Genomic DNA, 23,181 nt, shown 5'->3' on the forward strand with positions numbered 1-23,181 from the left:
AATAATGTCACCCGGATACGGCGTTTTCGCCACCTTTTCTGGGAGATCTCTGCTGAAGCTGGTGACCATGTCGAACAAAGAACTTGACCGCCTTCCCGTCATTCAGGCTGTCATCGAAAAACGTCTGCGTCGCCGTGATGCGGCCTCTCAGCTTGATCTTACCGTGCGTCAGGTTCAGCGGCTGATGAACCGCTACCGCGATCTGGTGCAGCCGCTCTTACCAACGCACGACGCGGTAAGCCGGCACGCATCGTATTGACGAGGCTCTGCGTTACCACGTACTGACGCTGCTACGCGAAAATTACGTCGGTTTCGGGCACACTTTGCCGCAGAAAGACTACAGGAGCATCACGGGATTAAGATCTCCACTGAGACGCTGCGATTCTGACGGATCGCATCATGACTGAAACGCAGCCATAGTATGCCTTCCAGAGTCTGCCTAAAAGGCGGGAGCAGATTCAAGCACAGCTCAGGGCAATCAATTCGGTTCTGGCTGAGCCGGCGCTCTTCAAATCCAGCCTGAAAAAATGAGCTCACTGCCCTTTTCTCTTCATCAGAAATCAGCAGAAAGTGACATTTAAAACCAGGAAATCAGGGTGACATTATCAATAAGGAAAGACAAAGATGTGTACAGACCCAATTTCCTGCATATCTATAAACCGTTCGCCTTCAAAAGAGAATTTTACTGTGGCGGTAAAAAACCACCTGATTCAGACTTCTATTTTTTCTTCTTACCAATAAATATAAAAGAAAAAAATCCTGCCAGGAATAAAACCCCAACAATTTTCATTGCATATTCTTCCGGGAAGACGTTGACTACAACCAAAGACAAAATAATAACCATAGTAAGAGGGATAAGGGGTAAGAAAAATTCACAAATCGCCTTAAACACCCATTTAAAAAAATTCTTCATTAGTGCATTAACCCGTAAAGTTTTTTTGCTATCTCAAGCTTTGCGGCTAAGTATCTATTACTGATTTCCATTTTATACACTGTCCCTATTAGATTATGCACGAATGATACAACATCCCACTAAACAGCAACATGATAACTGGTCAGAATATTACCTGAATATCGGTGGATCATAAGCGCCGGAGGATCATTTACCGGCGGAACATGATCTGAACCGAACCACACTGGATTTGCCGGGCAGACCGATCCGCAAATGTAGGCGGGTACACCGGCAAAATTCCCCGCTACCGGCCTGTGGACGTGTCCACAGGCTATTGCAAGTGGCTTATCAGGTATGCACATAATCAGTTCCGCCAGCTCTCCGGCGCCATAAAACAGGGTGTCGTCCAGTGAGGGAATGCCTGATTCAACTACATGATGATGCAGAAATAAAAGTGATGCCGGCATACTGCCGTTCTGGAGTTGTTTTTTCAGCCATGCAAGATGGCTCATTATATTTTCCGAAACAGCGCTGTCGATGGTTGAATCCAGGCCTATCAGGCGCAGGTTGCCGGTATCATAGACAAAATGTAGCGATTCACCGGGAGCGTCATCAGCCCATCTTTGTGCTCCCCATATCGAACGCATCAGGTAGCGGGCATCAAAGTTTCCCGGCAGCACCAGCGATGGCCATGGTTTTTGACTCAGCCGCTCAGAAATCAGCTGATACCCTTCATACCACTGATCGTCAATAAGATCGCCGGTGAGCACAAGAACATCAGGATTAATATGTTCAAGCCACGCAAGCACCCTGTCAAACCGCCGCAAATTGTCGTTATCATGAGAAGCATGAATATCTGTGACCTGTGCTATCAACATTATTACCTCTCCCGCTGATAAAAAATCACCCAATACTTTGCGCCAGCCAGACGGTATGTCCCTGACAGTCGGGATCTTCAGCCACCATTCTGACAACGCTGAACCCATGCTGATGCAAAAGTTGCCGATATTCTTCCGGCGCCAGGCTGGCATGATAAAGGGCTTCCCCCTGAAATGATCCTATCGCCTCGCCGCTGTCAGGACCGCTGGTGAACATCAACGCCGCGTGGCTACTGGCGTGCTGTCGAAATATCGTAAACATCTGGCATTGATCTTCAGGCGTCAGAAAGAAAAAACTGTCCCAGACAATTATTCCGTCAAACTGTTCTGACAGCGCCAATTCTCGCATATCTGCCTGCAGCCAATGATGCTGAGGAAAGCGTTGCCGGCAGCGGTCAAGCATGGGTTTTGAGCTATCCACCCCGGTGACCTGGTATCCCTGCCGGATAAAATAATCAGCTATTGGCACCCCGTTTCCGCAGCCGATATCGAGGATCCGTCCATTGACAGGCACCAGCTTCAGAAAGCTGTCCAGCCAGGGTTGTTCATACAGATTGGTCGACCTTTGCTGCGCAAAAGCCCCGGCATGACGTTCATAGATACCAATGATGTTTTTTGCCAGCGGATTGGCCATCAAATCGTCCTCAGTTGTTTAGCGATTACTGGTGTCCAGCCGGATAAAATCAACTAATGCCCGCATTGCCGCTGACATAAACGTATTGCGCGGGTAATACAGATGAAAGCCGGATACCGGTTTGCGCCAGCCGGCTCGCCACCAGACCACTGCTGTCGGCGAGTTCACCGATGTGAATGACAAGATCAATGCCCTCTTCAATCAGGTCAACAAACCGTTCGCTGAACGTCACTGTCAGCGCCAGCTTCGGATAATTGTGGGTGATTTGCAGCAAAATGGGAAGGATACGCTGCCTGCCGAACGCCGCGGGTAAAATCCACCCGGAGCCTTCCTGCAGGCTGACAGATATGAGAAATCAGCTCGGCTTCTGCCTGCTCAAGAATATCCATTGCATTCTGTCAGCTGGCCAGGAAATGCTCACCATCCGGGGTCAGGCTTAAACGACGAGTGGATCGCTGAAACAGTTTTAGTCCAAGCCGTCCCTCAAGGCGACCGACGCTTTTCCCCACGGCGGATTTAGTCAGGCCTGGTCGCTCTGCTGCCGCAGTAAAGTTGCCGTGCTGCGCGGTAGTGACAAAGGCAGCGATACCGCCGGGATGATCTGTTTTACGCATACTGCGTTTTCCATAATGTGCATCAGACCCAGCCTGGGTGCCGGATTGAAAGATAACCTCCTGCGGGCGCGGTCAGTGCCAGACTGACCTTTCGCATCCCACCGGCGACAGGAAGGGAAGCCAATACTGGTCAGGATACTCTTAACTGCCCTACGAGATTGTAGAATCTATGTCCGCATAGATCGGAGCGAAACCCGATTTATCATGCAATAAAAAACCATCATAGTGGTTCCCGAATTTACTGTTCTGCCGTGAAACGCAAAATCGTCAGGTTAAGGGAAGGTTTATAAAAACACAGCGCTACCTTCCCCTCTTTGTATCAACTATCTGAATAGACAGCCTATTGGAGAATGTTATGACATCAGCTAAAGGTTTTAAACACGTCGGCTTTATTACCCGTAAGAAAGGTCAAAGCTTTGAGGCGTTTGTTAAACACTGGGATGAGATACACAGCGCAATCGCCCTGCGTCTGCCTGGTTTACTGGGATATGTGCTGAATCCTGTCGACCGTGAAAAATACCCCGATTCACCAGTTGATGGTTTTTCAGAGCTCTGGTTCGATTCCATAGAAGATGCTGTCGCCGCCTTTAGTTCACCGACGGGAAAAGAGGCATTTGCAGACGTAGCGAATTTTGCCGAACATGTTGCCGTTACTTACATAACAGAAATTAAAAAGCGTTAAAAAACCTCAGATATAAGCCAGCAAAACTGCTGGCCTGAACAGCAATCATTCATTTCCATAGTCGTTTTGCCGCCGACTCGGCATCGCTTTTAGAACAATCATTGTTACAGTGTCACCTAAAAAGGTATCACAGTACTACCAGCACTGATGCACCCACGGTGCGATTTTTTGCTGATAAATATCCCTGATGGCCGCCATTGTTTCGTTATTTAAAGGCGCAATAGTGCCGGCCCGTGCATTTGCTTCTGCCTGGAACTGATTTTTCGCTCCGGGGATCACCACGCTCACCGCTTCCGCCATTAAAATCCAGCGCAGCGCAAACATGGCCATGGTGATATCAGCGGTGACGTAGCGGCGGATATCTTCCACCGCATCGAGTGCGATCGCATACGGAACGCCCGAGAAGGTTTCTCCCTTATCAAAGGCTTCGCCATTGCGGTTAAATGAGCGGTGATCATCCGCGGCAAATTGCGTCTCTGCATTCATTTTGCCGCTGAGTAAGCCTGATGCCAGCGGCACCCGGGCGATAATCCCGATATTACGCCTGCCTGCCTCACGGAAAAAAAGCTCTGCCGGACGCTGCCGGAAAATGTTGTAAATCAGCTGCACTGAAGAGACATTCGGATACTCAATAGCTTTAAGCCCCTCCTCAACCTTTTCCACTGAAACGCCATAGCTGTGAATTTTTCCTGCGGTCAGCATTTCGTCCATCACCGCAAAAACATCCGGCGTGTAGTAAATTTCGGTTGGCGGACAGTGCAGTTGCACCAGATCCAGGGTTTCACACTGCAGGTTATCGCGTGAACGATCAACGAATTCATTAAGGTTTCGGGCGGTATAGCCTTCCGCCACATGTGGTGACAATCTTCTGCCAATTTTAGTCGCTATATAAGGGCGCTCTCCGTCACGTTCTTTCAGCACCGCCGCAATAATTTTTTCAGAACGACCATCACCATAAACGTCTGCGGTATCGATAAAAGTCATACCGGCGTCCAGAGCGGCATGGACGGCGCTTTTTGCATCCTGCAGGCTGACTTCGCCCCAGGTGCCACCGATAGCCCATGCACCAAAGCCAATCTCTGAAACAGAGCGGCCTGTGCGGCCAAACACGCGCGTTCTCATCCTGTTACTCCTCTTTTAATGACTGATTATTGTCGGGTCAGATTTGCATCTGTAGGGAATACGACGTCATACCTTCATACTGCGGTTTAACCGCATTCGAGCATAACGTTTTACCGCCCAAAGAAGCTCGTGAAAAATCACTGTGATGATAATAAGCGGGCATCCAGGCTTAGGAGAGAGGTATCGATTTTGTCGCGGGAGGATTGCGCGGCAAGGCCTGCGCCAGTTTTTTGCAATGCGGTCTGGCAGCGTCCGGGCCACGGCAAAAGCAATACAGGAACTAAACCGTAGCCCGGAAAGGAATTTTTATCACTCTGGTTTCATTTTATCTATCACAATCACAAAACGCTTAATGCCGGATTCAATATCAGACAAACCCGCCGCTACCTCAGAAACGCTCGCCTTCCCATGTAACGCGATTCTGGTAACGCTACTTAATTGAGAATGAATTGATTCGATTAATAAGGTATTTTGCCTGACCACTTCAGAAATTTTTTCCGTGGAGTTACCGGTGATGGCGGCAAGTTTCCGCACTTCTTCCGCCACCACCGCAAACCCCCGACCTGCTTCGCCCGCTCTTGCCGCTTCAATGGCGGCATTTAACGCCAGAATATTGGTCTGATCGGCGATTCTTTTTATCAGGTTAACAATTTCATTAATGTTTTTTGACTGCAGTATAAGCTCCTGACCGAGGCCGGAGGTCTCCATAATCTGGTTTGCTATGTTATGCGAGGTATCAACCGCCTCATTGAGCACCACTTTGGCTTTATCGGTAATCTCTGAGGTGGTTGTCGATATATCTGCCGCCATATCAACAACATCTTGTGCCATTTTTATTCTGTCAGTAATATAGGTTGCAAACTTAATAACCTTGATAACCTTCCCTTCCTCATCAATAATCGGGTTGTAGGTGGCTTCCAGCCAAAGTTCATTTCCTTGTTTTCCGATGCGTTTAAATCGGCCAGATTTAAACTGGCCCTTTGCTAACTCGCTCCAGAAAGCAGAACTTAATTTGCTGAAAGCGTCATCACAAAATATTTTATGATGTTTCCCGGTGATATCACTGAGTTGATAGCCGACCACGTTTAAAAAGTTTTTGTTAGCATTAATAATTACACCGTTCGGAGAAAATTCAATAACGGCGAGGGATTTATCTAAAGCACTCAGTATGGCATCTTTACCATTCAAAATTTCTTTTATCGTAGTGATATCTTTGGCGACTTTCATCACCTTAGTGATTTTTCCTTTTTTATTGACCACCGGAAAGTAAGACGCTTCCAGGTATATCTTATCACCATTTTTATTGTAACGGGTGAACGTGCCTGATTTAGAATTCCCTGATGATAACGCCTGCCAGAAACCTGAATACTCGCTTGTTTGAGTCTGTTTTTCTGAACAGAAAATCTTATGATGTTTGCCAACAATTTCATTCAGACTGTAACCAATAGCAGATAAAAACAGATCATTGGCGTGAAGCACTACTCCTTCCGGCGAGAAATAAATCACTGCGGTATTATTAATTATTGCATCAAGCTCATTTTTACATGAGTTCTCTAAAAATTGTTTTTTTAGACAATTCATCATGTTACAAAACCCCTGTGTAGAAAAGTCACGTAATAAGCTGACTTAAAGAAAACGCCTGAACAGCTCTCCCGGATAAAGCACGGTACTCTAGTTAACCGTTTATCGGCCATTTCAGGACGTTTCTTTAGCACCGGTTTTGCGTTATGTGTCAGCGCTCACATAGTGCATCAGAGGGAACGAGAAGTTTTAAACCACGGGAAATAAACCAGGGAAGGTATCACGACGTTACCCGCGCGCGTAACAAATGCTGCGATTTAAACAGGACTAAAAGGCACAGAGATGCTCTCCCTGTGCCAGTTGTTGCTGATTACAGTGCCAGGTCGACGACTACGCGCCCTTCAATTTTCCCGGCGAGCATCCGGGCTAAAATATCATTAATATTGCTGAGCGGCTCAACGGAGATATTTGCCGCCACTTTATGGCGTCCGGCAAAATCGAGCGCTTCCTGCAGATCCTTACGCGTACCAACAATCGAACCGCGCACGGTAATGCCGTTCAGCACCATATCAAAGATGGAAAGGTCGAATTTGCCCGGCGGCAGACCATTCAGCACCATGGTGCCGCCACGACGCATGGTACCAATCGCCTGTTCAAAGGCTTTTGGCGACACTGCGGTTACCAGCACGCCATGAGCGCCGCCAAAAGTTTCATGGAACACTTTTGCCGGGTCGACATTTCTGGCGTTCGCCACCACGCTGGCTCCCAGACGTTTGGCGAAGGCCAGTTTTTCATCATCGATGTCGACCGCCGCAACATTCAGCCCCATCGCCACTGCATACTGAATCGCCAGATGACCGAGCCCGCCAATGCCGGAAACCACCACCCAGTCACCCGCTTTGGTATGGGTCATTTTCAGCCCTTTATACACCGTCACGCCGGCGCAAAGGATCGGCGCAATTTCGTTATATTCAACATTATCCGGCAGGATCCCGACATAGTTGGCATCTGCCAGGCAGTATTCGGCGAAGCTGCCGTTAACCGAGTAACCGGAGTTTTTTTGCGAATGGCACAGGGTTTCCCAGCGGTCCAGACAGTGTTCGCAGTGGCCACAGGCGGAATGCAGCCAGGGAACGCCGACGCGGTCCCCCTCCTTTATATGCTTTACGCCTTCACCTACCGCGACGACGTAACCGACACCTTCATGGCCGGGAATAAACGGCAGTTGCGGTTTTACTGGCCAGTCGCCTTCAGCCGCGTGCAAATCAGTGTGGCAGACGCCGGTCGCCACAATTTTCACTAACAGCTGACCGGTTCCCACCTGCGGGATCGGCACCTGTTCAATCACTAAGGGTTCACCAAAAGCTTTGACTACAGCGGCTTTCATCGTTTTCATCTTGCGTCTCCTCAAAGTGAAATGGGCTCAGAACAGCCCCAACGGCGCCGTGTCATAGCTGACCAGCAGGTTCTTCGTTTGTTGATACTGGTTTAATGCCATTTTGTGCGTTTCACGCCCGACGCCAGACTGCTTATAACCGCCAAATGCCGCATGCGCCGGATAGATATGGTAGCAGTTGGTCCAGACACGACCCGCTTTGATGCCACGCCCCATGCGATAAGCCAGATGACTGTCACGCGTCCAGACACCCGCGCCCAGACCAAACTGGGTCTGATTGGCAATCGCCAGCGCTTCAGCCTCATCTTTAAAGGTGGTGACGCCGATTACCGGTCCAAAAATCTCTTCCTGGAAGCAGCGCATCTGGTTATCACCCTTGATCAGCGTTGGCTGGATGTAGAAACCATTATCCAGCGCTGGCGTAATCGCGGCGCGGGCGCCCCCGGTCAGGATCTGCCCCCCTTCCTGACGGGCAATATCGATATAGGCGAGGATTTTGTCGAACTGCTGACGGGAGGCCTGGGCGCCGATCATGGTATCGGTATCCAGCGGATCGCCACGGCGAATAGTGGCGACTTTTGCCATTACCCGTTCCATAAAGGGGGCGTAAATAGATTCATGGATCAGTGCGCGTGAAGGACAGGTACAGACCTCGCCCTGGTTAAAGAAGCCGAGCACCAGCCCTTCAACCGCTTTCTCAATAAATTCCGGCTCGGCGTCCATCACATCAGCAAAATAGATATTGGGCGACTTACCGCCCAGCTCGACGGTGCAGGGAATAATGCTCTCGGCGGCACAGGCCATAATATGGCGGCCAACCGGTGTGGAGCCGGTGAATGCAATCTTGTCGATACGTTTACTGGTCGCCAGCGCCTCTCCGGCTTCACGGCCAAAGCCCTGCACCACATTGAGAACCCCCGCCGGGAAGATATCACCGATCAGCTCCAGCAATAGCGTGATCCCCAGTGGCGTCTGCTCTGCCGGTTTCAGTACCACACAGTTACCTGCCGCCAGCGCAGGCGCCAGTTTCCATGCCGCCATCAGCAGTGGAAAGTTCCAGGGGATAATCTGCCCGACCACCCCCAGCGGTTCATGGAAATGATAGGCCACGGTTTTCTCATCGATCTCTGCCGCTCCCCCCTCCTGTGCCCGCAGACAACCGGCAAAATAACGGAAGTGATCGACCGCCAGCGGCAGATCGGCGTTCATGGTTTCACGAATCGGTTTACCATTATCCCAACTTTCCGCTACCGCAAGATATTCAAGGTTGGCTTCGATGCGATCGGCAACCTGTAGCAGCAGATTGGAACGGTATTGAACACTGGTTTTCCCCCAGGCGTCAGCAGCCCGATGGGCAGCATCCAGCGCTGCGTCGATATCCCGGGCGTCAGAGCGCGGGAACTGCGCGATATCACTGCCATTCACTGGCGAAGTATTCTTAAAGTATTGACCGCTGAGCGGTTCTGAGAATTTGCCATCAATATAGTTACCATAGGCCGCTTTGAAAGAGACTAAAGCGCCCGGTGTTCCGGGATGTGCATAACGCATCGCAAACTCCTTATGTAGGGTAGACAGACAACCGCCACAGCAAACTCGTCATGGGCGGTGTTACGGTTGCACTGTTGCTGTTGCAGCCGGCGTGCCAGTTTTTTACGTCGCGTCAGTTTTTATAAATAATGATAAATATCAATATGTTAAATTTTTAACTGCGATGCATTTTAGCGACACTATCAGAATGATTTGATATTTGTGTTGCAAATCGCAACAACCATGACGCCGAATAGCTACAATATTGCAACATTTTCGGCACAACCATGAGGTCTTCAATGCGGGGAAATTCATCTGTCGCCAGCACTTCCAGCAATGCGCCTAATCCGCTGCTCAATGACTCCTGGTTTCGCAGCCAGCTGTATGGTCTGGACCGCATGGCCGATGATTTTCCGCGCATTCGCCAGGGTGAACTGGCGGATCTGCTGGCCAGTAACGCCGCATTACAGCAATTTGCTCAGCCCACGGTGAAAGCGCTGGCGGAAAAAATTGCCGATAAGCAGTCGGTAGTGATCCTCTCCGATGCCAGCGGACTGGTGCTGAATACCTTTGGCGATATGCATGCGATGCAAAAAGCGCAGCGTTTCGCGCTCGCCCCCGGTAATTTATGGAGCGAATGCGGCCGGGGCACCAATGCGATTGGCACTGCGCTGGCGATTGATGACAGCTGCGAGATTTTCGGGCATCAGCACTATCTCACCAGTAATCAGGGGCTGTATTGCGCTGCCATCCCGCTGCAGGCGCCGAATGGCCAGATTGCCGGCGTACTGGATATTTCCGGTCCCGCCCACTACTCCCATCCCCACACGCTGGCATGGATAAAGGATGCGGCGAAACAGATTGAATATCTGTGGGTAAAGCAGAGTCTGCATCCGGAACAGTGGCTGATGAGCCTGCATCCGCAACTGCAGGGCGTGGATAAAGTTGGCGAGCTGTTGCTGATATTTTCAGATAACGTGCTGATGGCGGCTAACCGTCTGGCGATGCGTGAACTGGCGCTCAATGCCGGGCAGTTTGGTTCCCTAACCTTTCAGCAGCTGTTCCCGCAAAGCGAACAGCTCGCTAACAGCGTACCGCAGCCGTTGCTGACCGGCAGTCAGCAACACTATTTTTCCCGCCTGCGGGCGCCGACGCGGACTCACTTCCCGGCGGCGCCGGTCCACTCACCCGATCTCTCCTGCGCCCTGCGCGGCGACAGCGAAAAAATGGTGCGATTGCTGAATGCCGGCGTCTCACTCTGTATTCATGGTGAAACCGGCAGTGGTAAAGAGTATGTCAGCCGTGCTCTCCATCAGCAGAGCCGATGGCGGCAGGGAAAGTTTGTCGCCATCAACTGCGCGGCTATTCCCGAATCGCTGATTGAGTCGGAACTTTTCGGCTACCAGCCCGGGGCGTTTACCGGCGCCAGCAAAAATGGCTATATTGGTAAAATTCGTGAGGCGGACGGCGGCGTACTGTTTCTCGATGAAATTGGTGATATGCCGTTATCATTGCAGACGCGTTTACTGCGGGTATTACAGGAGAAAGAGGTCGCGCCGCTCGGTTCCAGTCGCAGCTGGCCGGTCAACTTTGCGGTGGTCTGCGCCACCCATCGAAACCTGCCTCAGCTGGTCGCTGCCGGGGAATTCCGTGAAGACCTGCTCTACCGGCTGCAGGAGTTTTCACTGACCATTCCACCGCTGCGCGAGTGGCCAGCGCTGTCAGGTTTTATCTTACGACTATGGCAGGAACTGGGGGGGGAGCAACGTGGTATTCGCCTGACGCCAGCGCTGCTTGCGACGCTGGAGAAACATCCGTGGCCCGGCAATGTGCGTCAACTGCGCAGTTTACTGAAGGTATTGCTGGCACTGGCGGATGATGGCGAGTTGCTTGACTGCGATACCCTGCCGGAAAAATATCGCCCTGAAGCAGGTGAAACGCTGCCGGCGTTGCAACAGCACGACGAACGGCTGATTACGCAAACCTTGCAGCGCTTTAATGGCAATATCAGTAAGGCTGCTCAGGCACTGGGCGTGGCGCGCAGTACGCTTTATCGCCGCGCCGCACGCGAAAAACAGGCCTGATTCTGCGCCCGGTTAGCGCCCTTCTCTTAACATTTCCAGAAAGGCTGGCAGGATCGGTGACGGGTTGGCTGGCGACCAGGCGATGGCGATGCCAATCGAAAAGCGGCTGAACTCATCTTTTAACGCACGAAAGACCACTCCCTGACGCCTGACGTTTTGCAATGATTTCGCCACAAGCGCAAAGCCAGCCCCTTCGGCAATCAGTCCGAGCATAATATGATGATCCGGCGGTTCCGGGATCACCCGCGGCTTAAAACCAATTTGCCGGAAAAATGTCTGACAATAATCGTAAAATCCGGGATTGAGCCGGCGCTCAAACCAGAACATCGGTTCTTCGGCAAGTTCATTGAAGCTAAGCTTGCGCTTGCTGGCCAGCGGGTGGCTGGCAGGTAAGGCGACGACGAACGGCTCCTGATGAATGACTTCCAGCGCCAGCCCCTGAGTTTCGGTGTGCAAACCGATAAAAGCGGCATCCACCACGCCGTTTTTAATCTCCCGCACCAGCGTGATGGAATGCTTTCCCGTGGTGATAAGCCGCCAGTCCGGAAAGCGGAGACGAAAATGCGCGGATACGTCGGGGATCACGCTATGGTCAAATACCGTGGTATAGCCGATAACAAACTGCCCGCTTTCCACCTCTCTTGCCGCCCGGGCCACGGCAATGGCCTTTTCCGCCTGAGCCAGGGTTAACCTCACTTCCGGCAGAAAGGCTTGCGCGGCGTTGGTCAGCTCCACCCCACGTTGAGTGCGCAGGAAGAGTTGCACACCCAGTTGCTCCTCCAGCTGATGGATCTGTCTGCTCAGCGGGGGTTGCGAGATGTGTAATCGTTTGGCCGCGCGGCCGAAATTGAGTTCTTCGCTGACCGCCAGAAAATAGCGCAGCTGTCGCAGGTCAATGGCTGTATTCATACCTAAAAGGTATCACAAAAAGGGTATTGGAGATACGCGCTGAAAACCGCCAGGCTGGGTTTTATCACCTCAGCCACGGAGTAACAGCCATGAAAACCACCGAATCCTCTCATTATCAGACCGGCATCAGTCTGCTCAGGCAAGTAGGCGGCAGCGGCTACGATATCCCGATCAACCAGCTTAAGGAGATTGCCCCTGACCTTGCACGTTTGACCGTTGAATTTTGCTATGGCGAAATCATGTCGCGTAAGCAACTTGACCTGCCCACCCGCCAGCTTTGCACCGTCGCCGCTTTAGCCGCGATGGGCAATGCCGCGCCGCAGCTTCGCTACCATATTGAGGGGGCGATTAATGTCGGCTGCGCGCCGGAGGCGATTATTGAAATTCTGCTGCTGTGTGCGGTATTTGCCGGCTTTCCTGCGGCGATAAACGGCGTTACGGCAGCAACAGCGGTATTTCAGCATCGTGGGTTACTGTTTCAGCCCAAAGCGCATTCCGCGGCCAGCGACCGTTTCCGCCACGGTCTGGCGGCACTTGAGCAAATCAGCGCCGGTTCAGGAAAAGCCGTCACCGGCAGCCTGATGGAGACGGCACCAGACTTATCACGCTTTATTGTCGAGTTCTGTTACGGGGATATCTTGTCGCGTAGCGGCATTGATAACCGCACCAAAGAGCTGGCGATCATTGCATTACTCACGGCAAAAACCGGGGCCGCGCCGCAGTTAAAAGTCCATATCAGCGCCGCGCTGAATGTTGGCGTTGCCGCCAGCGAGATTATTGAAGTCATTCAGCAAATGGCAATTTATGCCGGTTTTCCGGCGGCGCTTAACGGCATTTTTAGCGCGCAAGCGGTGCTGGCGGAGCAGACCACAGCGCCATAAAACGCCGCGCTATTTTCTGCCCTGCCAGTTAGCCCACGGGCTCTCTGCCGGCAACGCTGTGGTTTTGGTTTCCGGCGCAGTTAATGAGTCGATATACAGTAACTCGACTTCCTTACGGGCCCATGGCGTACGGCGGAGAAACTTCAGGCTCGATTTCACGCTGGGGTCGCTTTTAAAGCAGTTGATGTTAATGCGTTTTGCCAGCTCAGCCCAGCCATAATGAGCCACCAGGGCATTGACTATTGCTTCAAGCGTTACGCCGTGCAGAGGGTCTTTTGGGGTATGAACGGTCATAATAAGTCCGCGAGATACTGAGAATTGCACACACCATACTGACTGGAAAGGGGTTGTGCAATTCATTCTGCCATTATCCGGGCGACGGAATGCGGGTCACTCCCCGCCCCAGTCTGCAGGCGCAGATTATTTACGCAATATGCGCTGCAGCCGGTTGTTCTGCCATTTCCCGATAACCCCGCGCAACACAAAAATACGCAATCCGCGCACCAGTAATAACGCCCCCCAGATAATGGCTACCCAGGCAGACCAGTGGCTTTCCGCCGAGGTCTGCCGGTTGAGCAGATACAGGATGGCACAGACCACCACCGCAGTAACCAGCGCTTTATAAAAATGCGTCTCCTCACTAAGCTGCTTTCTGGCATCAACAATCACCTGATCCAGCGCCTGCTCTCCGGCGCTGACGCTGGCGGTTAAGTCGGAGACCCGGATTTCAAATACCGCAGCCAGCGCACTGAGGGTTTCAAGGCTGGGTTGTTCGCCGTTTTCAATACGCTGCACCGTGCGCACACTCAGGGAGGCCATCTCAGCAAGCTGCTCCTGGGACCAGGCTTTGGCCAGCCGCAGCTCCCGTACTCTGTTACTACTGTTCATGATTATCACTCCATCGCTGCATGTTAAATACCTGTCGACGAGTATCGGAACAACCGCGGATATGCGCCATGCCACTCACCTGACAGCAACCCGACAGCGGGATGACAGCGCAATGACGCCCCGCCGGTTAGCCTTGCGCAATCTGATAATAGATAAAATGCATCGGCAGATCGCCATCGGGCAGCACCTGCTGCTGGTATTGCTGCCGGGTCATCGAGCCGATGGCGGAACGCCAGAAGTGAAGCGCCGGAAGATTTTCCAGTAATACCCGGGTCTGCCACAGACCGGGCATCGTTCGCACCGCCAGCTGGAATGCACGTTTGCCGATCCCCTGGCCGGTAAATTTGCGCAGGATAAAAAACTGATCGATATCATAACGCTGCGGATTGGCCGGATAACGCCGTAGCAGGCAAAAACCGGCCAGCTCGTCCCGGCAGTAAATCAGCCACGGCCAGTGGTCATCACGCTGCCAGTGCGCATCAAGCAGTGCCGGGTTATAAGCGTAGCGACCATCGGCGCCGCACGGCCACTGGCCCGACTGCGCCAGGTCATAAACATAATAAGTAAACAGGTTCTCAATAATATCCCGGTGATTTCTGGCTGATTTAAGCTGTATCTGTTCCATGTCTGCCGCGCGACCCTCAGTAATACATTGTCATCAGCATCATAAACACCGGTGTAGTGATGGCGGATAACAGCGTGGAAAATAGCAGGCTGGTCGCCGATGCCCCTTGCAGCACGCGAAATTTCTGCGACATCAGATAGACATTCACCCCGACGGCCATTGAGCCTAACAGTACCACCACTTTACTTTCATTAAGCGGCAGATTGATTGACCAGGCCAGCAGCCAGATAACCAGCGGCTGGACGATCAGTTTCAAAATACAGATGGCGTAACTTTCGCGCAGCCCTTCGCTGATTTTATAACCTGCCAGGCTCATACCCAGCGTAACCAGCGATAATGGCGCGGCGATCTGCGCCAGCATATTAACCGGTGAGCTGATGATATAAGGCAGCGGCTGGTGCAGCGCACTCCAGGCAAAGCCCAGCATAATGCCGATAATAATGGGATTACGCAGCACGCTGATTAGCGTTCTGCCGATACCGGGCAGGGAAAAATTGCCGGTGCGCGCCCATTCAACCGAAATGGTCACCAGCGTCCAGAGGATCAGACCATTAAATACCAGCACCAGCGCCACGGCTGGCAGCGACTGCTGGCCAAGCAATATGGTCGCCACCGGGATACCGAGCATCACGTTATTGGAAAAAACGCCCCCGAGGGCAAACACCGATCCGCAGACGCCATCAAGGGCTAACACTCTGGCGGCGATAATCCGTCCGAGGGCATAAACCAGCAGGCAACTGCCAAAGAAAGCGAATAACAGTCGGGTATCAACCGGCGGATTTTTATAGAACTCGCTCATCACCTTAAACAGCATGCATGGCAGCGCCACGTTAAAGCAGAAGCGGTTAAGCGCCTCGGTGACCGTTTCCGGCCAGCGGGCAAACTTGCTTAAGCCGTAGCCGGTGATAATCAGAATAAAAAGCGGCACAGAGAGATAGATCTGGTGAGACAGTTGCTCAGTCAGGTTGGCGATAACCGACATCGGTATTAGTCCTTTCCCTTAATTATTCGTCGCTTAAGTAAAGATACCACGCCCGGCGCGAATTATGCTGCTGATTATCATTGCTCTGCGGATACCGGCTAAGCGCCGCTTTCGCTATGATAACCCGACGTTTATCGCAACCATGGATACCTAATGCGTAGATCAGACTATGTCAGACTGCTTCTGCTGGCCGCCATCTGGGGCGCCAGCTTTCTGTTTATGCGCATCGCCGCGCCGGCCTTTGGCGCGATTAACACTGCTTTTTTACGCGTATTATTGGGTTGTAGCGGTCTTGGCGTGATTCTGCTGCTGCTGCGCTCCAGCCTGCAATTCCATGGCAAACTCAGATCAGCGCTGTTACTGGGGATCATTAACTCCGGTCTGCCCTTTCTGATGTATTGCCTGGCGGCAAAGTGGTTGCCCGCAGGTTATTCGGCCATTCTCAATGCCACCACGCCATTAATGGGGGCGGTAATTGGCTTCAGCTTTTTTGCTGAGAAATTAAGCGTTAAGAAATGGCTGGGGGTGTTTATCGGCTTATGCGGCATTATGCTGATCACCACTACCGGTGAGATCCATTCCACTACGGATATTATCGCCGGGGTCGTGGCCTGTCTGATCGCTACCGGCTGCTACGGTGTGGCCGGTTACCTGACCAGACGCTGGATTTCACAGCGTGGTGGTCTCGATCCCACGCTGGTCGCCTTCGGCAGCCAACTGGGGGCATCACTGTTCCTGCTGCCCTTTTTTGTGTTCTCTGTCGCCACCCGGCAGCCGGTAAACTGGGCACAGCCGCTGGTCTGGCTGAGTATTCTGGCGGTGGGATTGGTATGTACCGCCGTTGCCTACATTATCTATTTCCGTCTGATCGCTGATATCGGCCCGTTGCGCACCCTGACGGTCACTTTTCTGATCCCACCGTTTGGCGTGTTATGGGGTTATCTGGCGCTGGGGGAGACCATCAATCAGGGCTTTATTATTGGTGCGGTGATTATCTGTCTGGCGGTATGGCTGGTGGTTAGCCCCGGCAGAGCGGCACCGGTAGCATAGCGCCAGCAGTGACACTGTCACTTTCATTAACTAATAAAAAAGCGGGTAACCTGACGTTACCCGCTTCTGCTGTCGTTACTGCGATTTACGCGCGGCAATAATGGTATCTGCTACATTGCGCGGCGCTTCAGCGTAGTGGTGGAACTCCATACTGTAAGTGGCGCGTCCCTGGGTCATTGAGCGCAGTGCGGTCGAATAGCCAAACATCTCGGAAAGCGGCACTTCGGCGCGGATCACCCGGCCTGCCAGTAGTTCATCCATCCCCTGCACCGTGCCGCGCCGCGAGGAGAGATCGCCCATGATACTGCCGGCATACTCTTCCGGCGTTTCCGCCTCGACACGCATGATCGGTTCCAGAATGACCGGACTGGCCTGGCGTGCGGCTTCTTTAAAACCGAAGATCGCGGCCATTTTAAATGCCAGCTCCGATGAGTCGACCTCGTGGTATGAGCCGAAGGTTAACGTCACTTTGATATCCACAACCGGATATCCCGCGACCACGCCGCTGTTCAGCGCCTCGCGGATGCCTTTTTCCACGGAAGGAATATACTCGCGCGGCACCACGCCCCCTTTGGTCGCATCTTCAAAGATAAAACCTTTGCCTGCTTCCAGCGGTTCCAGCGTCAGCACCACATGACCATACTGGCCTTTACCCCCCGACTGGCGGACAAATTTCCCTTCGACATCTTTTACCGTTTTACGCACGGTTTCGCGATAGGTCACCTGCGGACGACCAATATTGGCTTCAACACCAAACTCGCGTTTCATACGGTCAACAATAATCTCCAGATGCAGCTCACCCATGCCGGAAATAATACTCTGGCCGGACTCTTCATCAGTATGCAGATGAAACGACGGGTCTTCCGCCGCCAGCCGTTGCAGCGCGATGCCCATTTTCTCCTGGTCGGCCTTGGTTTTCGGTTCGATCGCCAGCGAAATCACCGGATCCGGAAACTCCATCCGTTCCAGCGTCAGCACCGCCGTCGGGTCGCACAGGGTTTCGCCAGTGGTGACCTCTTTCAGACCCACACAGGCGGCGATATCGCCCGCACGGATCTCATCCACTTCATGACGCGCATTGGCATGCATCTGCACAATACGCCCGATACGCTCTTTCTTGCCTTTTACCGGGTTATATACGCTGTCGCCTTTATGCAGCACGCCGGAGTAGACACGCACAAAAGTCAGCTGGCCAACCCAGGGATCGGTCATCAGTTTAAACGCCAGCGCCGAAAATTTTTCATTATCATCGGCATGGCGCAGCACTTCAGCGCCGTGCTCATCAATCCCTTTTATCGCCGGAATATCCAGCGGCGAGGGCATCAGCTCCACGACCGCATCAAGCATGCGCTGTACGCCTTTATTCTTAAAAGCGCTGCCGCACAGCACCGGCTGGATTTCACCCGCCACGGTACGCAGACGCAGACCCTGCGTCACTTCCTCTTCGCTCAGATCGCCCTGTTCCAGATACTTATCCATTAGCGTGTCGCTGGCTTCCGCCGCCGCCGCCACCATCTTTTCGCGCCACAGCTGGGCGCTGGATAAGAGTGCTTCCGGGATTGGCCCATAGTTAAATGTCATCCCCTGCGTCGCCTCATCCCAGTAGATGGCGCGCATTTTGTTCAGGTCAACCACGCCGGAAAAGTGCTCTTCACTGCCAATCGGAATCACAATCGGTACCGGGTTAGCTTTGAGTCGATCGATCATCATTTGTACCACGCGGAAGAAATCCGCGCCGGCACGGTCCATTTTGTTCACAAACGCCAGCCGCGGCACATGGTATTTATTGGCCTGACGCCAGACGGTTTCCGACTGTGGCTGCACGCCGCCAACCGAGTCATACACCATTACCGCGCCATCCAGCACGCGCATCGATCGTTCCACCTCAATGGTGAAATCGACGTGGCCGGGAGTATCGATAATATTGATGCGATGCGGGGTAAAACCTTTATCCATACCCGGCCAGAAGCAGCTTACCGCCGCTGAAGTAATAGTGATCCCGCGCTCCTGCTCCTGCGCCATCCAGTCGGTTGTCGCAGCGCCATCATGAACTTCTCCCATTTTATGGCTCATGCCGGTGTAAAACAGGATACGTTCAGTGGTAGTGGTCTTACCGGCATCAATATGGGCGGAAATACCAATGTTGCGATAACGTTCGATGGGGATGGTTCGGGGCATGATGCGTCCTTAGTCACTATGACTGGTAACGGCCAGATACTGCTGTTGATGGCCGGATTGGGTTGTTGTTGGCCAGTATTATAGTACAATAGTACGAGTATATACGAACTATTTTAGTCATCGCTGTTACCGATGGAGGAATCTGCTGTCAGCTGTGGCATTGCCGCCACACTTTGTTATATTAGCGCTCCGCAGCCCTGCCGCTGCGTATCAGACCGTCATCGTTACAGGAATATTATGATCGCCAATCACCCCGAACGTGAACAACTTCGCCTGGAAAATGTGCTTTTTGCTCTCGGCAATCCATTGCGGCTGGAGATTGTGCAAACGCTGGCGAGCCAGGGGGAACAGGCCTGTGGCCTGCTGCGCCGCGATGTGGCGAAGTCCACTATGACCCATCACTGGCGGGTATTACGTGACAGCGGCGTGATCTGGCAACGGCCGCAGGGGCGGGAGAATTTAATTTCACTGCGCCGCGAAGACCTGGATGCCCGCTTTCCTGGCCTACTGGATACGTTACTGCAGGTGATGGAGAACCGTTAAATACCCCCCGCAGGCAGTCGTAATATGGAAGCGACGGCGTAATGGTTATGAAAAGATTGTTATCTTATTGTTTGCCGATGGCAGTCAGATATTTATAACCAGGATGGGATTTATACTATGTCAGAAATAACGCCATTCACTGTTCCTGCGCACTCTGCGACAGCAGCAGACCCTCTTTTGCCCCCTGCTGGTCAACCTCTCGCTCTGGCCGTTAACGTTAGCAGTATCAAAAATACTCCTGCCCCGCCTGCTGCGCTGCAGAAATATAAAGCACGCGTTGATGATTTTTATACTGAAAGAAAGCACCCGGAACTTGTTATCGCCAGGCTGGATGAACAACACCTGCCACAATTTATTGCGACAGAAAATACCCGTAATGAACATCTGAAGTTGTCATGGTTGCCCTCTGCAAAGAGTCTGGTTAATGAGATCAAGGCGGGTTTACCGTTTGATCTGCAAAGGTTTATGATTAAAATTTCAGATACGCCGCACTTTGTTACCTTCGAAGTAAAGAAAAACAGCGACGGGAAAATTTCAGTCATTGCCCTTGATCCGGCCTGCATTAGCGAACAGCACTACGAGCTGAAAGAGATTATTGCATTAATCAATACTCTACCGGGGGTATCCTGTATAGCGTTGGTGGTTGATGCGCAACAATATACTGTTGATGCGGTGATATTTGCCCTGCACTACGCGCTTAAAATGGCCAAAAATGTGGCTGAATTCGATCATATTCACCAGTTAAATCTGGCAGGTAAGATTAGCGGCCTGACTGAGGGATACCTGGAAGACGATGCAGTCGATCGTCTCCTGCCTCCCGATTTTATGAAGCATGCACATTTCCGTTCCAGCATCAGAAGATACCTGGAGAATCATCCCGGCGCGGCAACATATCGTGATGGCAACCAGAAGACGCTGATGGAGCGCTATGTGGAGAATAAAATAATTATCAGGTCGGACGGTACTGAAGCGACAAAATATGCCGCACCGGAAGATAGCGAGGTTTACAGCAGATCGATTCAGCATAAAAGACAGAAATTAATTGATCGGGCAATTCAGCAGCAGAATGGCAGCCGCTCTGAGAAGGACGCTTAGCCCCTTTTTTATGTCGGCCTGATGCTGGCGGCGCCGCTAATTAACGCCACCGCTGCCTGTAAGCCAGCGGCCGGTGCGCTAAGTATCCTTATCCCGGATGTCATTAAACTGGCGGCGGCGCTCATTGAGGATTGCGCCAGCACCAGACAATCGATGCCGGGATGCCGGCGCAGATAATCATTAGCATACTCTGCGATACAGCGCTGATAAGCCGCCATTTCCCCGGCTTTAAACCGCGCCCAGGCAGCAGGTACCCACTCTACCGTGACCCGCTGCGCCGCACTCTGTCGCTGTAAAAACAGGGCGCGGGTTGATGCAACGGTGACAGGCGCCGCGCAGAGAACCAGTATATTGCTACTGCCAGTGAAAGCCTGCTGCACTAATGCCGCATCCAGCCGCACCACCGGTTTACTAAACTGACTGGCATCCGCCGCCGCTGCGCCGAGAGTGGTGCAGCTGACGATCACCGCCTCTGCCTGCTGACAGAGTTGCGTAATCGCCGCGCGGGTTTGATCGATGATCGCCGTCGTTAGGCACCCCGCCTGCTCAGCATCCGCCAGTAATTGCGCTTCCACCTGATGCATCAGAGCAACATGCGTCAGATCCAGTTGCTGCAAACTGTGCCGGAAGACCGCAATATTGCTGTCGGCGGCATGTAAACAGGCAATTTTCATTATTAAGTCTCGCTAACTCACGGATGGTTTTTACTATCACCGCTGATGCCGGCGATGACCAGTGATTATTGTGGCGCACCTTGCCCTGCTGTTGCACCACTATCGCTCATTGTGCCAGCGTAACGCCCCATTGTCGCCCCGCAAACGGTTGCTTTACCGGCTTAAAATTGTATACAAGCCGGTTTGCGCTGTTGCGCAAACTGGTACAAAAATTGCTTTTTCCTGATAAGACTGACAGGAGAATAAAATGAAAGCGATAGTGATTGGTGGCGGTATTGGCGGGATCTGTGCAGCGATTGCGCTGCGACGTGTTGGTATTGAAACGGCTGTATACGAAGCGGTAACAGAGATTAAACCGGTCGGCGCCGCAATATCAATCTGGCCAAATGGCGTGAAATGCCTGAATTACCTTGGCATGAAAGAATCGCTGCGCGCCCTCGGCGGTCCGATGCACTATATGGCTTATAACGAGTACCGGCAGGGTCAGACCCTGACGCGCTTTAGTATGAATCCGCTGATCGAAAGCGTTGGTGAACGCCCCTACCCGGTGGCGCGTGCCGAACTACAGGCCATGCTGCTGGATACCTATGGTCGCGACGCGGTGCAGTTTGGTAAACGAGTTTCCCGGGTCGAACAGTCCGCCAGTGGCGTGACGGCTTTTTTTGCCGATGGCAGTGAAGCCAGTGGCGACCTGTTGATAGCCGCCGATGGTACCCACTCGGTGATCCGTCAGCATGTTTTAGGTTATAACACCGACCGGCGCTACGCCGGTTATGTTAACTGGAATGGTCTGGTGGAGATTGATAACAGCATTGCCCCGGCCGATCAATGGACCACCTTTGTCGGCGAAGGCAAACGTGTCTCGCTGATGCCGGTGAGTAACAACCGCTTCTACTTTTTCTTTGATGTACCCCTGCCGCAGGGACTGACGGAAGATCGCAGCACGGTACGCGCCGATCTGCTGCGCTATTTTGCCGGCTGGGCAGCGCCGGTACAGCAACTGATTGCCAGTATCGATCCGCAAACCACCAACCGTATCGAAATTCACGATATCGAACCCTTTATGCAGCTGGTCAAAGGGCGCGTGGCGCTGCTGGGTGATGCCGGACACAGCACCACGCCGGATATTGGCCAGGGTGGCTGCGCGGCGATGGAAGATGCGATAGTGCTGGCTACCGCGCTGCAAACTAATTCGCTGGGAATTGAAGATGCCCTGCTGCGTTATCAGCAGAAACGCGCCTGGCGGGTGAAAGATCTGGTGCTGAAAGCACGCAAACGCTGCGATGTCACCCACGGTAAAGAGATGGCGGTAACCGAGCAGTGGTACCAGGAACTGAAACAGGAAACCGGTGAGCGTATCCTTGCCGGTATGTGCGAAACCATTCTGGGCGGCCCGCTGCAGTAACCGCTGCCGCGGCGGGTCAGCCGCAGCTGACCCGCGATTGTTGCGATAGTATTAGCGGCGGCCGTCAGGCAGGCGCGCAATAAAACCACTGTCGACGGTATTATCCACTGATAGCTGCAGTTGCTGTTGTTGTGCAATATTATACTTTACTCCCTCCAGCTGCTGTGTCAGCGCCAGATGGTGTTTTAATTGATTCTCAGCATCAGTCAGTCTGTTATTCCGATCAATATCGGTCCTTTGAAAATAGTTAATGTCCATTTTATTTTGTAATGACCTGGCGCTAACCAGACCCGTTAAGAACATGGCTTTCTGCATTTCCTCCTGCTGGCCATTTTTGCTTTTAAACTGAACATCCGCGACACCAAGATGACTGGCAATGTTGTCCAGCACACGATTTATTTGTTCAGACACATTCCCGGTGAAGTTAATATGATTGAAAACGGTATGTTGAGTATCCAAATTATTAACAGGTAAATTAAACGCATTGGTGACCGGATAAGAACTTCCGCCACCGACAGAGAGATCGCTCATTTATTCGCTTCCTGATGGTTGAAATAATCTCGCTATGCTAAAACTGCGGTTCGCTGTTTACTTCCATATT

The 23,181-nt window shown here is 52.3% G+C and carries 21 protein-coding genes and 3 pseudogenes; 9 read left to right on the forward strand and 15 right to left on the reverse strand.

The annotated features are described in order from the left end of the window. Nucleotides 1-67: 67 nt before the first annotated feature. A pseudogene (locus JWF83_RS26570) lies at nt 68-382 on the forward strand (helix-turn-helix domain-containing protein); the annotation flags it as partial. 650 nt (nt 383-1,032) lie between these two features. Here the strand turns inward: JWF83_RS26570 and JWF83_RS26575 are convergent. From JWF83_RS26575 to JWF83_RS26585, 3 genes and pseudogenes are all read right to left on the reverse strand, one after another. Next, on the reverse strand, nt 1,033-1,770 hold the full coding sequence (locus tag JWF83_RS26575) for a metallophosphoesterase (RefSeq protein WP_413653505.1): 738 nt from the start codon (nt 1,768-1,770) through the stop codon (nt 1,033-1,035). 25 nt (nt 1,771-1,795) lie between these two features. Then, nucleotides 1,796-2,404, reverse strand: a complete 609-nt coding sequence (locus JWF83_RS26580) for a class I SAM-dependent DNA methyltransferase (RefSeq protein ID WP_413653506.1) — start codon at nt 2,402-2,404, stop codon at nt 1,796-1,798. A 127-nt stretch (nt 2,405-2,531) separates the two neighbouring features. Next, nucleotides 2,532-3,018 (reverse strand): annotated as a pseudogene (locus JWF83_RS26585) (LysR family transcriptional regulator); the annotation flags it as partial. A 355-nt stretch (nt 3,019-3,373) separates the two neighbouring features. Between JWF83_RS26585 and JWF83_RS26590 the strand changes: the two are divergent. Further along, on the forward strand, nt 3,374-3,700 hold the full coding sequence (locus tag JWF83_RS26590) for an EthD family reductase (RefSeq protein WP_413653507.1): 327 nt from the start codon (nt 3,374-3,376) through the stop codon (nt 3,698-3,700). 135 nt (nt 3,701-3,835) lie between these two features. Here the strand turns inward: JWF83_RS26590 and JWF83_RS26595 are convergent, their stop codons facing one another. The 4 genes from JWF83_RS26595 to JWF83_RS26610 all read right to left on the reverse strand — a co-directional run bounded on the left by JWF83_RS26595 (nt 3,836) and on the right by JWF83_RS26610 (nt 9,287). After that, nucleotides 3,836-4,822 (reverse strand): aldo/keto reductase, encoded by a 987-nt coding sequence (locus tag JWF83_RS26595; protein ID WP_413653508.1) that lies wholly within the window; start codon nt 4,820-4,822, stop codon nt 3,836-3,838. Nucleotides 4,823-5,131: 309 nt separating this feature from the next. After that, on the reverse strand, nt 5,132-6,406 hold the full coding sequence (locus JWF83_RS26600) for a methyl-accepting chemotaxis protein (RefSeq protein ID WP_413653509.1): 1,275 nt from the start codon (nt 6,404-6,406) through the stop codon (nt 5,132-5,134). 307 nt (nt 6,407-6,713) lie between these two features. Next, nucleotides 6,714-7,739: an alcohol dehydrogenase AdhP gene (adhP, locus tag JWF83_RS26605; RefSeq protein ID WP_413653510.1), complete on the reverse strand. Its 1,026-nt coding sequence runs from the start codon at nt 7,737-7,739 to the stop codon at nt 6,714-6,716. A 27-nt stretch (nt 7,740-7,766) separates the two neighbouring features. After that, nucleotides 7,767-9,287: an aldehyde dehydrogenase family protein gene (locus tag JWF83_RS26610; RefSeq protein ID WP_413653511.1), complete on the reverse strand. Its 1,521-nt coding sequence runs from the start codon at nt 9,285-9,287 to the stop codon at nt 7,767-7,769. Between the two features lie 278 nt (nt 9,288-9,565). Here JWF83_RS26610 and JWF83_RS26615 point away from each other — a divergent pair, with 278 nt between their 5' ends. After that, nucleotides 9,566-11,350, forward strand: a complete 1,785-nt coding sequence (locus JWF83_RS26615) for a sigma-54-dependent Fis family transcriptional regulator (RefSeq protein ID WP_413653512.1) — start codon at nt 9,566-9,568, stop codon at nt 11,348-11,350. 12 nt (nt 11,351-11,362) lie between these two features. Here JWF83_RS26615 and JWF83_RS26620 read toward each other — a convergent pair whose 3' ends face one another. After that, on the reverse strand, nt 11,363-12,259 hold the full coding sequence (locus JWF83_RS26620) for a LysR family transcriptional regulator (RefSeq protein WP_413653513.1): 897 nt from the start codon (nt 12,257-12,259) through the stop codon (nt 11,363-11,365). A gap of 89 nt (nt 12,260-12,348) precedes the next feature. On the opposite strand from JWF83_RS26620, the pseudogene JWF83_RS26625 reads away from it, so the two are divergent. Both JWF83_RS26625 and JWF83_RS26630 read left to right on the forward strand, forming a co-directional pair. Continuing rightward, nucleotides 12,349-12,696, forward strand: a pseudogene (locus JWF83_RS26625) (carboxymuconolactone decarboxylase family protein); the annotation flags it as partial. A 36-nt stretch (nt 12,697-12,732) separates the two neighbouring features. After that, complete coding sequence (locus JWF83_RS26630; protein ID WP_413653558.1) at nt 12,733-13,140, forward strand: carboxymuconolactone decarboxylase family protein; 408 nt, start codon at nt 12,733-12,735, stop codon at nt 13,138-13,140. A gap of 9 nt (nt 13,141-13,149) precedes the next feature. Here the strand turns inward: JWF83_RS26630 and JWF83_RS26635 are convergent, their stop codons facing one another. The 4 genes from JWF83_RS26635 to JWF83_RS26650 all read right to left on the reverse strand — a co-directional run bounded on the left by JWF83_RS26635 (nt 13,150) and on the right by JWF83_RS26650 (nt 15,635). After that, nucleotides 13,150-13,434 (reverse strand): VF530 family DNA-binding protein, encoded by a 285-nt coding sequence (locus JWF83_RS26635; RefSeq protein WP_413653514.1) that lies wholly within the window; start codon nt 13,432-13,434, stop codon nt 13,150-13,152. 126 nt (nt 13,435-13,560) lie between these two features. Next, entirely contained in the window at nt 13,561-14,028 is a 468-nt protein-coding gene (locus tag JWF83_RS26640) for a helix-turn-helix domain-containing protein (RefSeq protein WP_413653515.1), read from the reverse strand. Between the two features lie 127 nt (nt 14,029-14,155). After that, nucleotides 14,156-14,653, reverse strand: a complete 498-nt coding sequence (locus tag JWF83_RS26645; RefSeq protein ID WP_413653516.1) for a GNAT family N-acetyltransferase — start codon at nt 14,651-14,653, stop codon at nt 14,156-14,158. Nucleotides 14,654-14,669: 16 nt separating this feature from the next. Next, nucleotides 14,670-15,635 carry an AEC family transporter gene (locus tag JWF83_RS26650; protein ID WP_413653517.1) on the reverse strand — a complete coding sequence of 322 codons (966 nt, stop codon included), beginning with the start codon at nt 15,633-15,635 and terminating at the stop codon, nt 14,670-14,672. Nucleotides 15,636-15,788: 153 nt separating this feature from the next. Here JWF83_RS26650 and JWF83_RS26655 point away from each other — a divergent pair, with 153 nt between their 5' ends. Beyond that, on the forward strand, nt 15,789-16,685 hold the full coding sequence (locus tag JWF83_RS26655; protein WP_413653518.1) for a DMT family transporter: 897 nt from the start codon (nt 15,789-15,791) through the stop codon (nt 16,683-16,685). A gap of 75 nt (nt 16,686-16,760) precedes the next feature. On the opposite strand, the gene fusA is transcribed toward JWF83_RS26655, so the two are convergent. Further along, nucleotides 16,761-18,863: an elongation factor G gene (gene fusA, locus JWF83_RS26660; protein WP_413653519.1), complete on the reverse strand. Its 2,103-nt coding sequence runs from the start codon at nt 18,861-18,863 to the stop codon at nt 16,761-16,763. Between the two features lie 237 nt (nt 18,864-19,100). Between fusA and JWF83_RS26665 the strand changes: the two genes are divergently transcribed. Further along, nucleotides 19,101-19,406 (forward strand): ArsR/SmtB family transcription factor, encoded by a 306-nt coding sequence (locus JWF83_RS26665; protein ID WP_413653520.1) that lies wholly within the window; start codon nt 19,101-19,103, stop codon nt 19,404-19,406. A gap of 117 nt (nt 19,407-19,523) precedes the next feature. Beyond that, nucleotides 19,524-20,501, forward strand: a complete 978-nt coding sequence (locus JWF83_RS26670; protein ID WP_413653521.1) for a YopJ family acetyltransferase — start codon at nt 19,524-19,526, stop codon at nt 20,499-20,501. An 8-nt stretch (nt 20,502-20,509) separates the two neighbouring features. Here JWF83_RS26670 and JWF83_RS26675 read toward each other — a convergent pair whose 3' ends face one another. Continuing rightward, complete coding sequence (locus tag JWF83_RS26675) at nt 20,510-21,175, reverse strand: hypothetical protein (RefSeq protein ID WP_413653522.1); 666 nt, start codon at nt 21,173-21,175, stop codon at nt 20,510-20,512. Between the two features lie 247 nt (nt 21,176-21,422). On the opposite strand from JWF83_RS26675, the gene hpxO reads away from it, so the two are divergent. Further along, nucleotides 21,423-22,580: an FAD-dependent urate hydroxylase HpxO gene (hpxO, locus tag JWF83_RS26680; RefSeq protein WP_413653523.1), complete on the forward strand. Its 1,158-nt coding sequence runs from the start codon at nt 21,423-21,425 to the stop codon at nt 22,578-22,580. Nucleotides 22,581-22,631: 51 nt separating this feature from the next. On the opposite strand, the gene JWF83_RS26685 is transcribed toward hpxO, so the two are convergent. Then, entirely contained in the window at nt 22,632-23,111 is a 480-nt protein-coding gene (locus JWF83_RS26685; RefSeq protein WP_413653524.1) for a hypothetical protein, read from the reverse strand. Nucleotides 23,112-23,181: the final 70 nt, after the last annotated feature.

Source organism: Pantoea sp. B65 (assembly GCF_047308185.1).
Classification (GTDB): domain Bacteria; phylum Pseudomonadota; class Gammaproteobacteria; order Enterobacterales; family Enterobacteriaceae; genus Erwinia.

Excerpts from the sequence above, each read along its gene's own strand:
- JWF83_RS26610 (WP_413653511.1), bottom strand. The coding sequence starts at position 9,287 with ATGCGTTATGCACATCCCGGAACACCGGGCGCTTTAGTCTCTTTCAAA.
- JWF83_RS26590 (WP_413653507.1), top strand. The coding sequence starts at position 3,374 with ATGACATCAGCTAAAGGTTTTAAACACGTCGGCTTTATTACCCGTAAG.
- JWF83_RS26635 (WP_413653514.1), bottom strand. The coding sequence starts at position 13,434 with ATGACCGTTCATACCCCAAAAGACCCTCTGCACGGCGTAACGCTTGAA.
- JWF83_RS26670 (WP_413653521.1), top strand. The coding sequence starts at position 19,524 with ATGTCAGAAATAACGCCATTCACTGTTCCTGCGCACTCTGCGACAGCA.
- JWF83_RS26620 (WP_413653513.1), bottom strand. The coding sequence starts at position 12,259 with ATGAATACAGCCATTGACCTGCGACAGCTGCGCTATTTTCTGGCGGTC.
- JWF83_RS26655 (WP_413653518.1), top strand. The coding sequence starts at position 15,789 with ATGCGTAGATCAGACTATGTCAGACTGCTTCTGCTGGCCGCCATCTGG.
- JWF83_RS26675 (WP_413653522.1), bottom strand. The coding sequence starts at position 21,175 with ATGAAAATTGCCTGTTTACATGCCGCCGACAGCAATATTGCGGTCTTC.
- JWF83_RS26640 (WP_413653515.1), bottom strand. The coding sequence starts at position 14,028 with ATGAACAGTAGTAACAGAGTACGGGAGCTGCGGCTGGCCAAAGCCTGG.
- JWF83_RS26650 (WP_413653517.1), bottom strand. The coding sequence starts at position 15,635 with ATGTCGGTTATCGCCAACCTGACTGAGCAACTGTCTCACCAGATCTAT.
- JWF83_RS26665 (WP_413653520.1), top strand. The coding sequence starts at position 19,101 with ATGATCGCCAATCACCCCGAACGTGAACAACTTCGCCTGGAAAATGTG.
- JWF83_RS26645 (WP_413653516.1), bottom strand. The coding sequence starts at position 14,653 with ATGGAACAGATACAGCTTAAATCAGCCAGAAATCACCGGGATATTATT.
- hpxO (WP_413653523.1), top strand. The coding sequence starts at position 21,423 with ATGAAAGCGATAGTGATTGGTGGCGGTATTGGCGGGATCTGTGCAGCG.
- JWF83_RS26685 (WP_413653524.1), bottom strand. The coding sequence starts at position 23,111 with ATGAGCGATCTCTCTGTCGGTGGCGGAAGTTCTTATCCGGTCACCAAT.
- JWF83_RS26575 (WP_413653505.1), bottom strand. The coding sequence starts at position 1,770 with ATGTTGATAGCACAGGTCACAGATATTCATGCTTCTCATGATAACGAC.
- fusA (WP_413653519.1), bottom strand. The coding sequence starts at position 18,863 with ATGCCCCGAACCATCCCCATCGAACGTTATCGCAACATTGGTATTTCC.
- JWF83_RS26615 (WP_413653512.1), top strand. The coding sequence starts at position 9,566 with ATGCGGGGAAATTCATCTGTCGCCAGCACTTCCAGCAATGCGCCTAAT.
- JWF83_RS26595 (WP_413653508.1), bottom strand. The coding sequence starts at position 4,822 with ATGAGAACGCGCGTGTTTGGCCGCACAGGCCGCTCTGTTTCAGAGATT.
- JWF83_RS26600 (WP_413653509.1), bottom strand. The coding sequence starts at position 6,406 with ATGATGAATTGTCTAAAAAAACAATTTTTAGAGAACTCATGTAAAAAT.
- JWF83_RS26580 (WP_413653506.1), bottom strand. The coding sequence starts at position 2,404 with ATGGCCAATCCGCTGGCAAAAAACATCATTGGTATCTATGAACGTCAT.
- adhP (WP_413653510.1), bottom strand. The coding sequence starts at position 7,739 with ATGAAAACGATGAAAGCCGCTGTAGTCAAAGCTTTTGGTGAACCCTTA.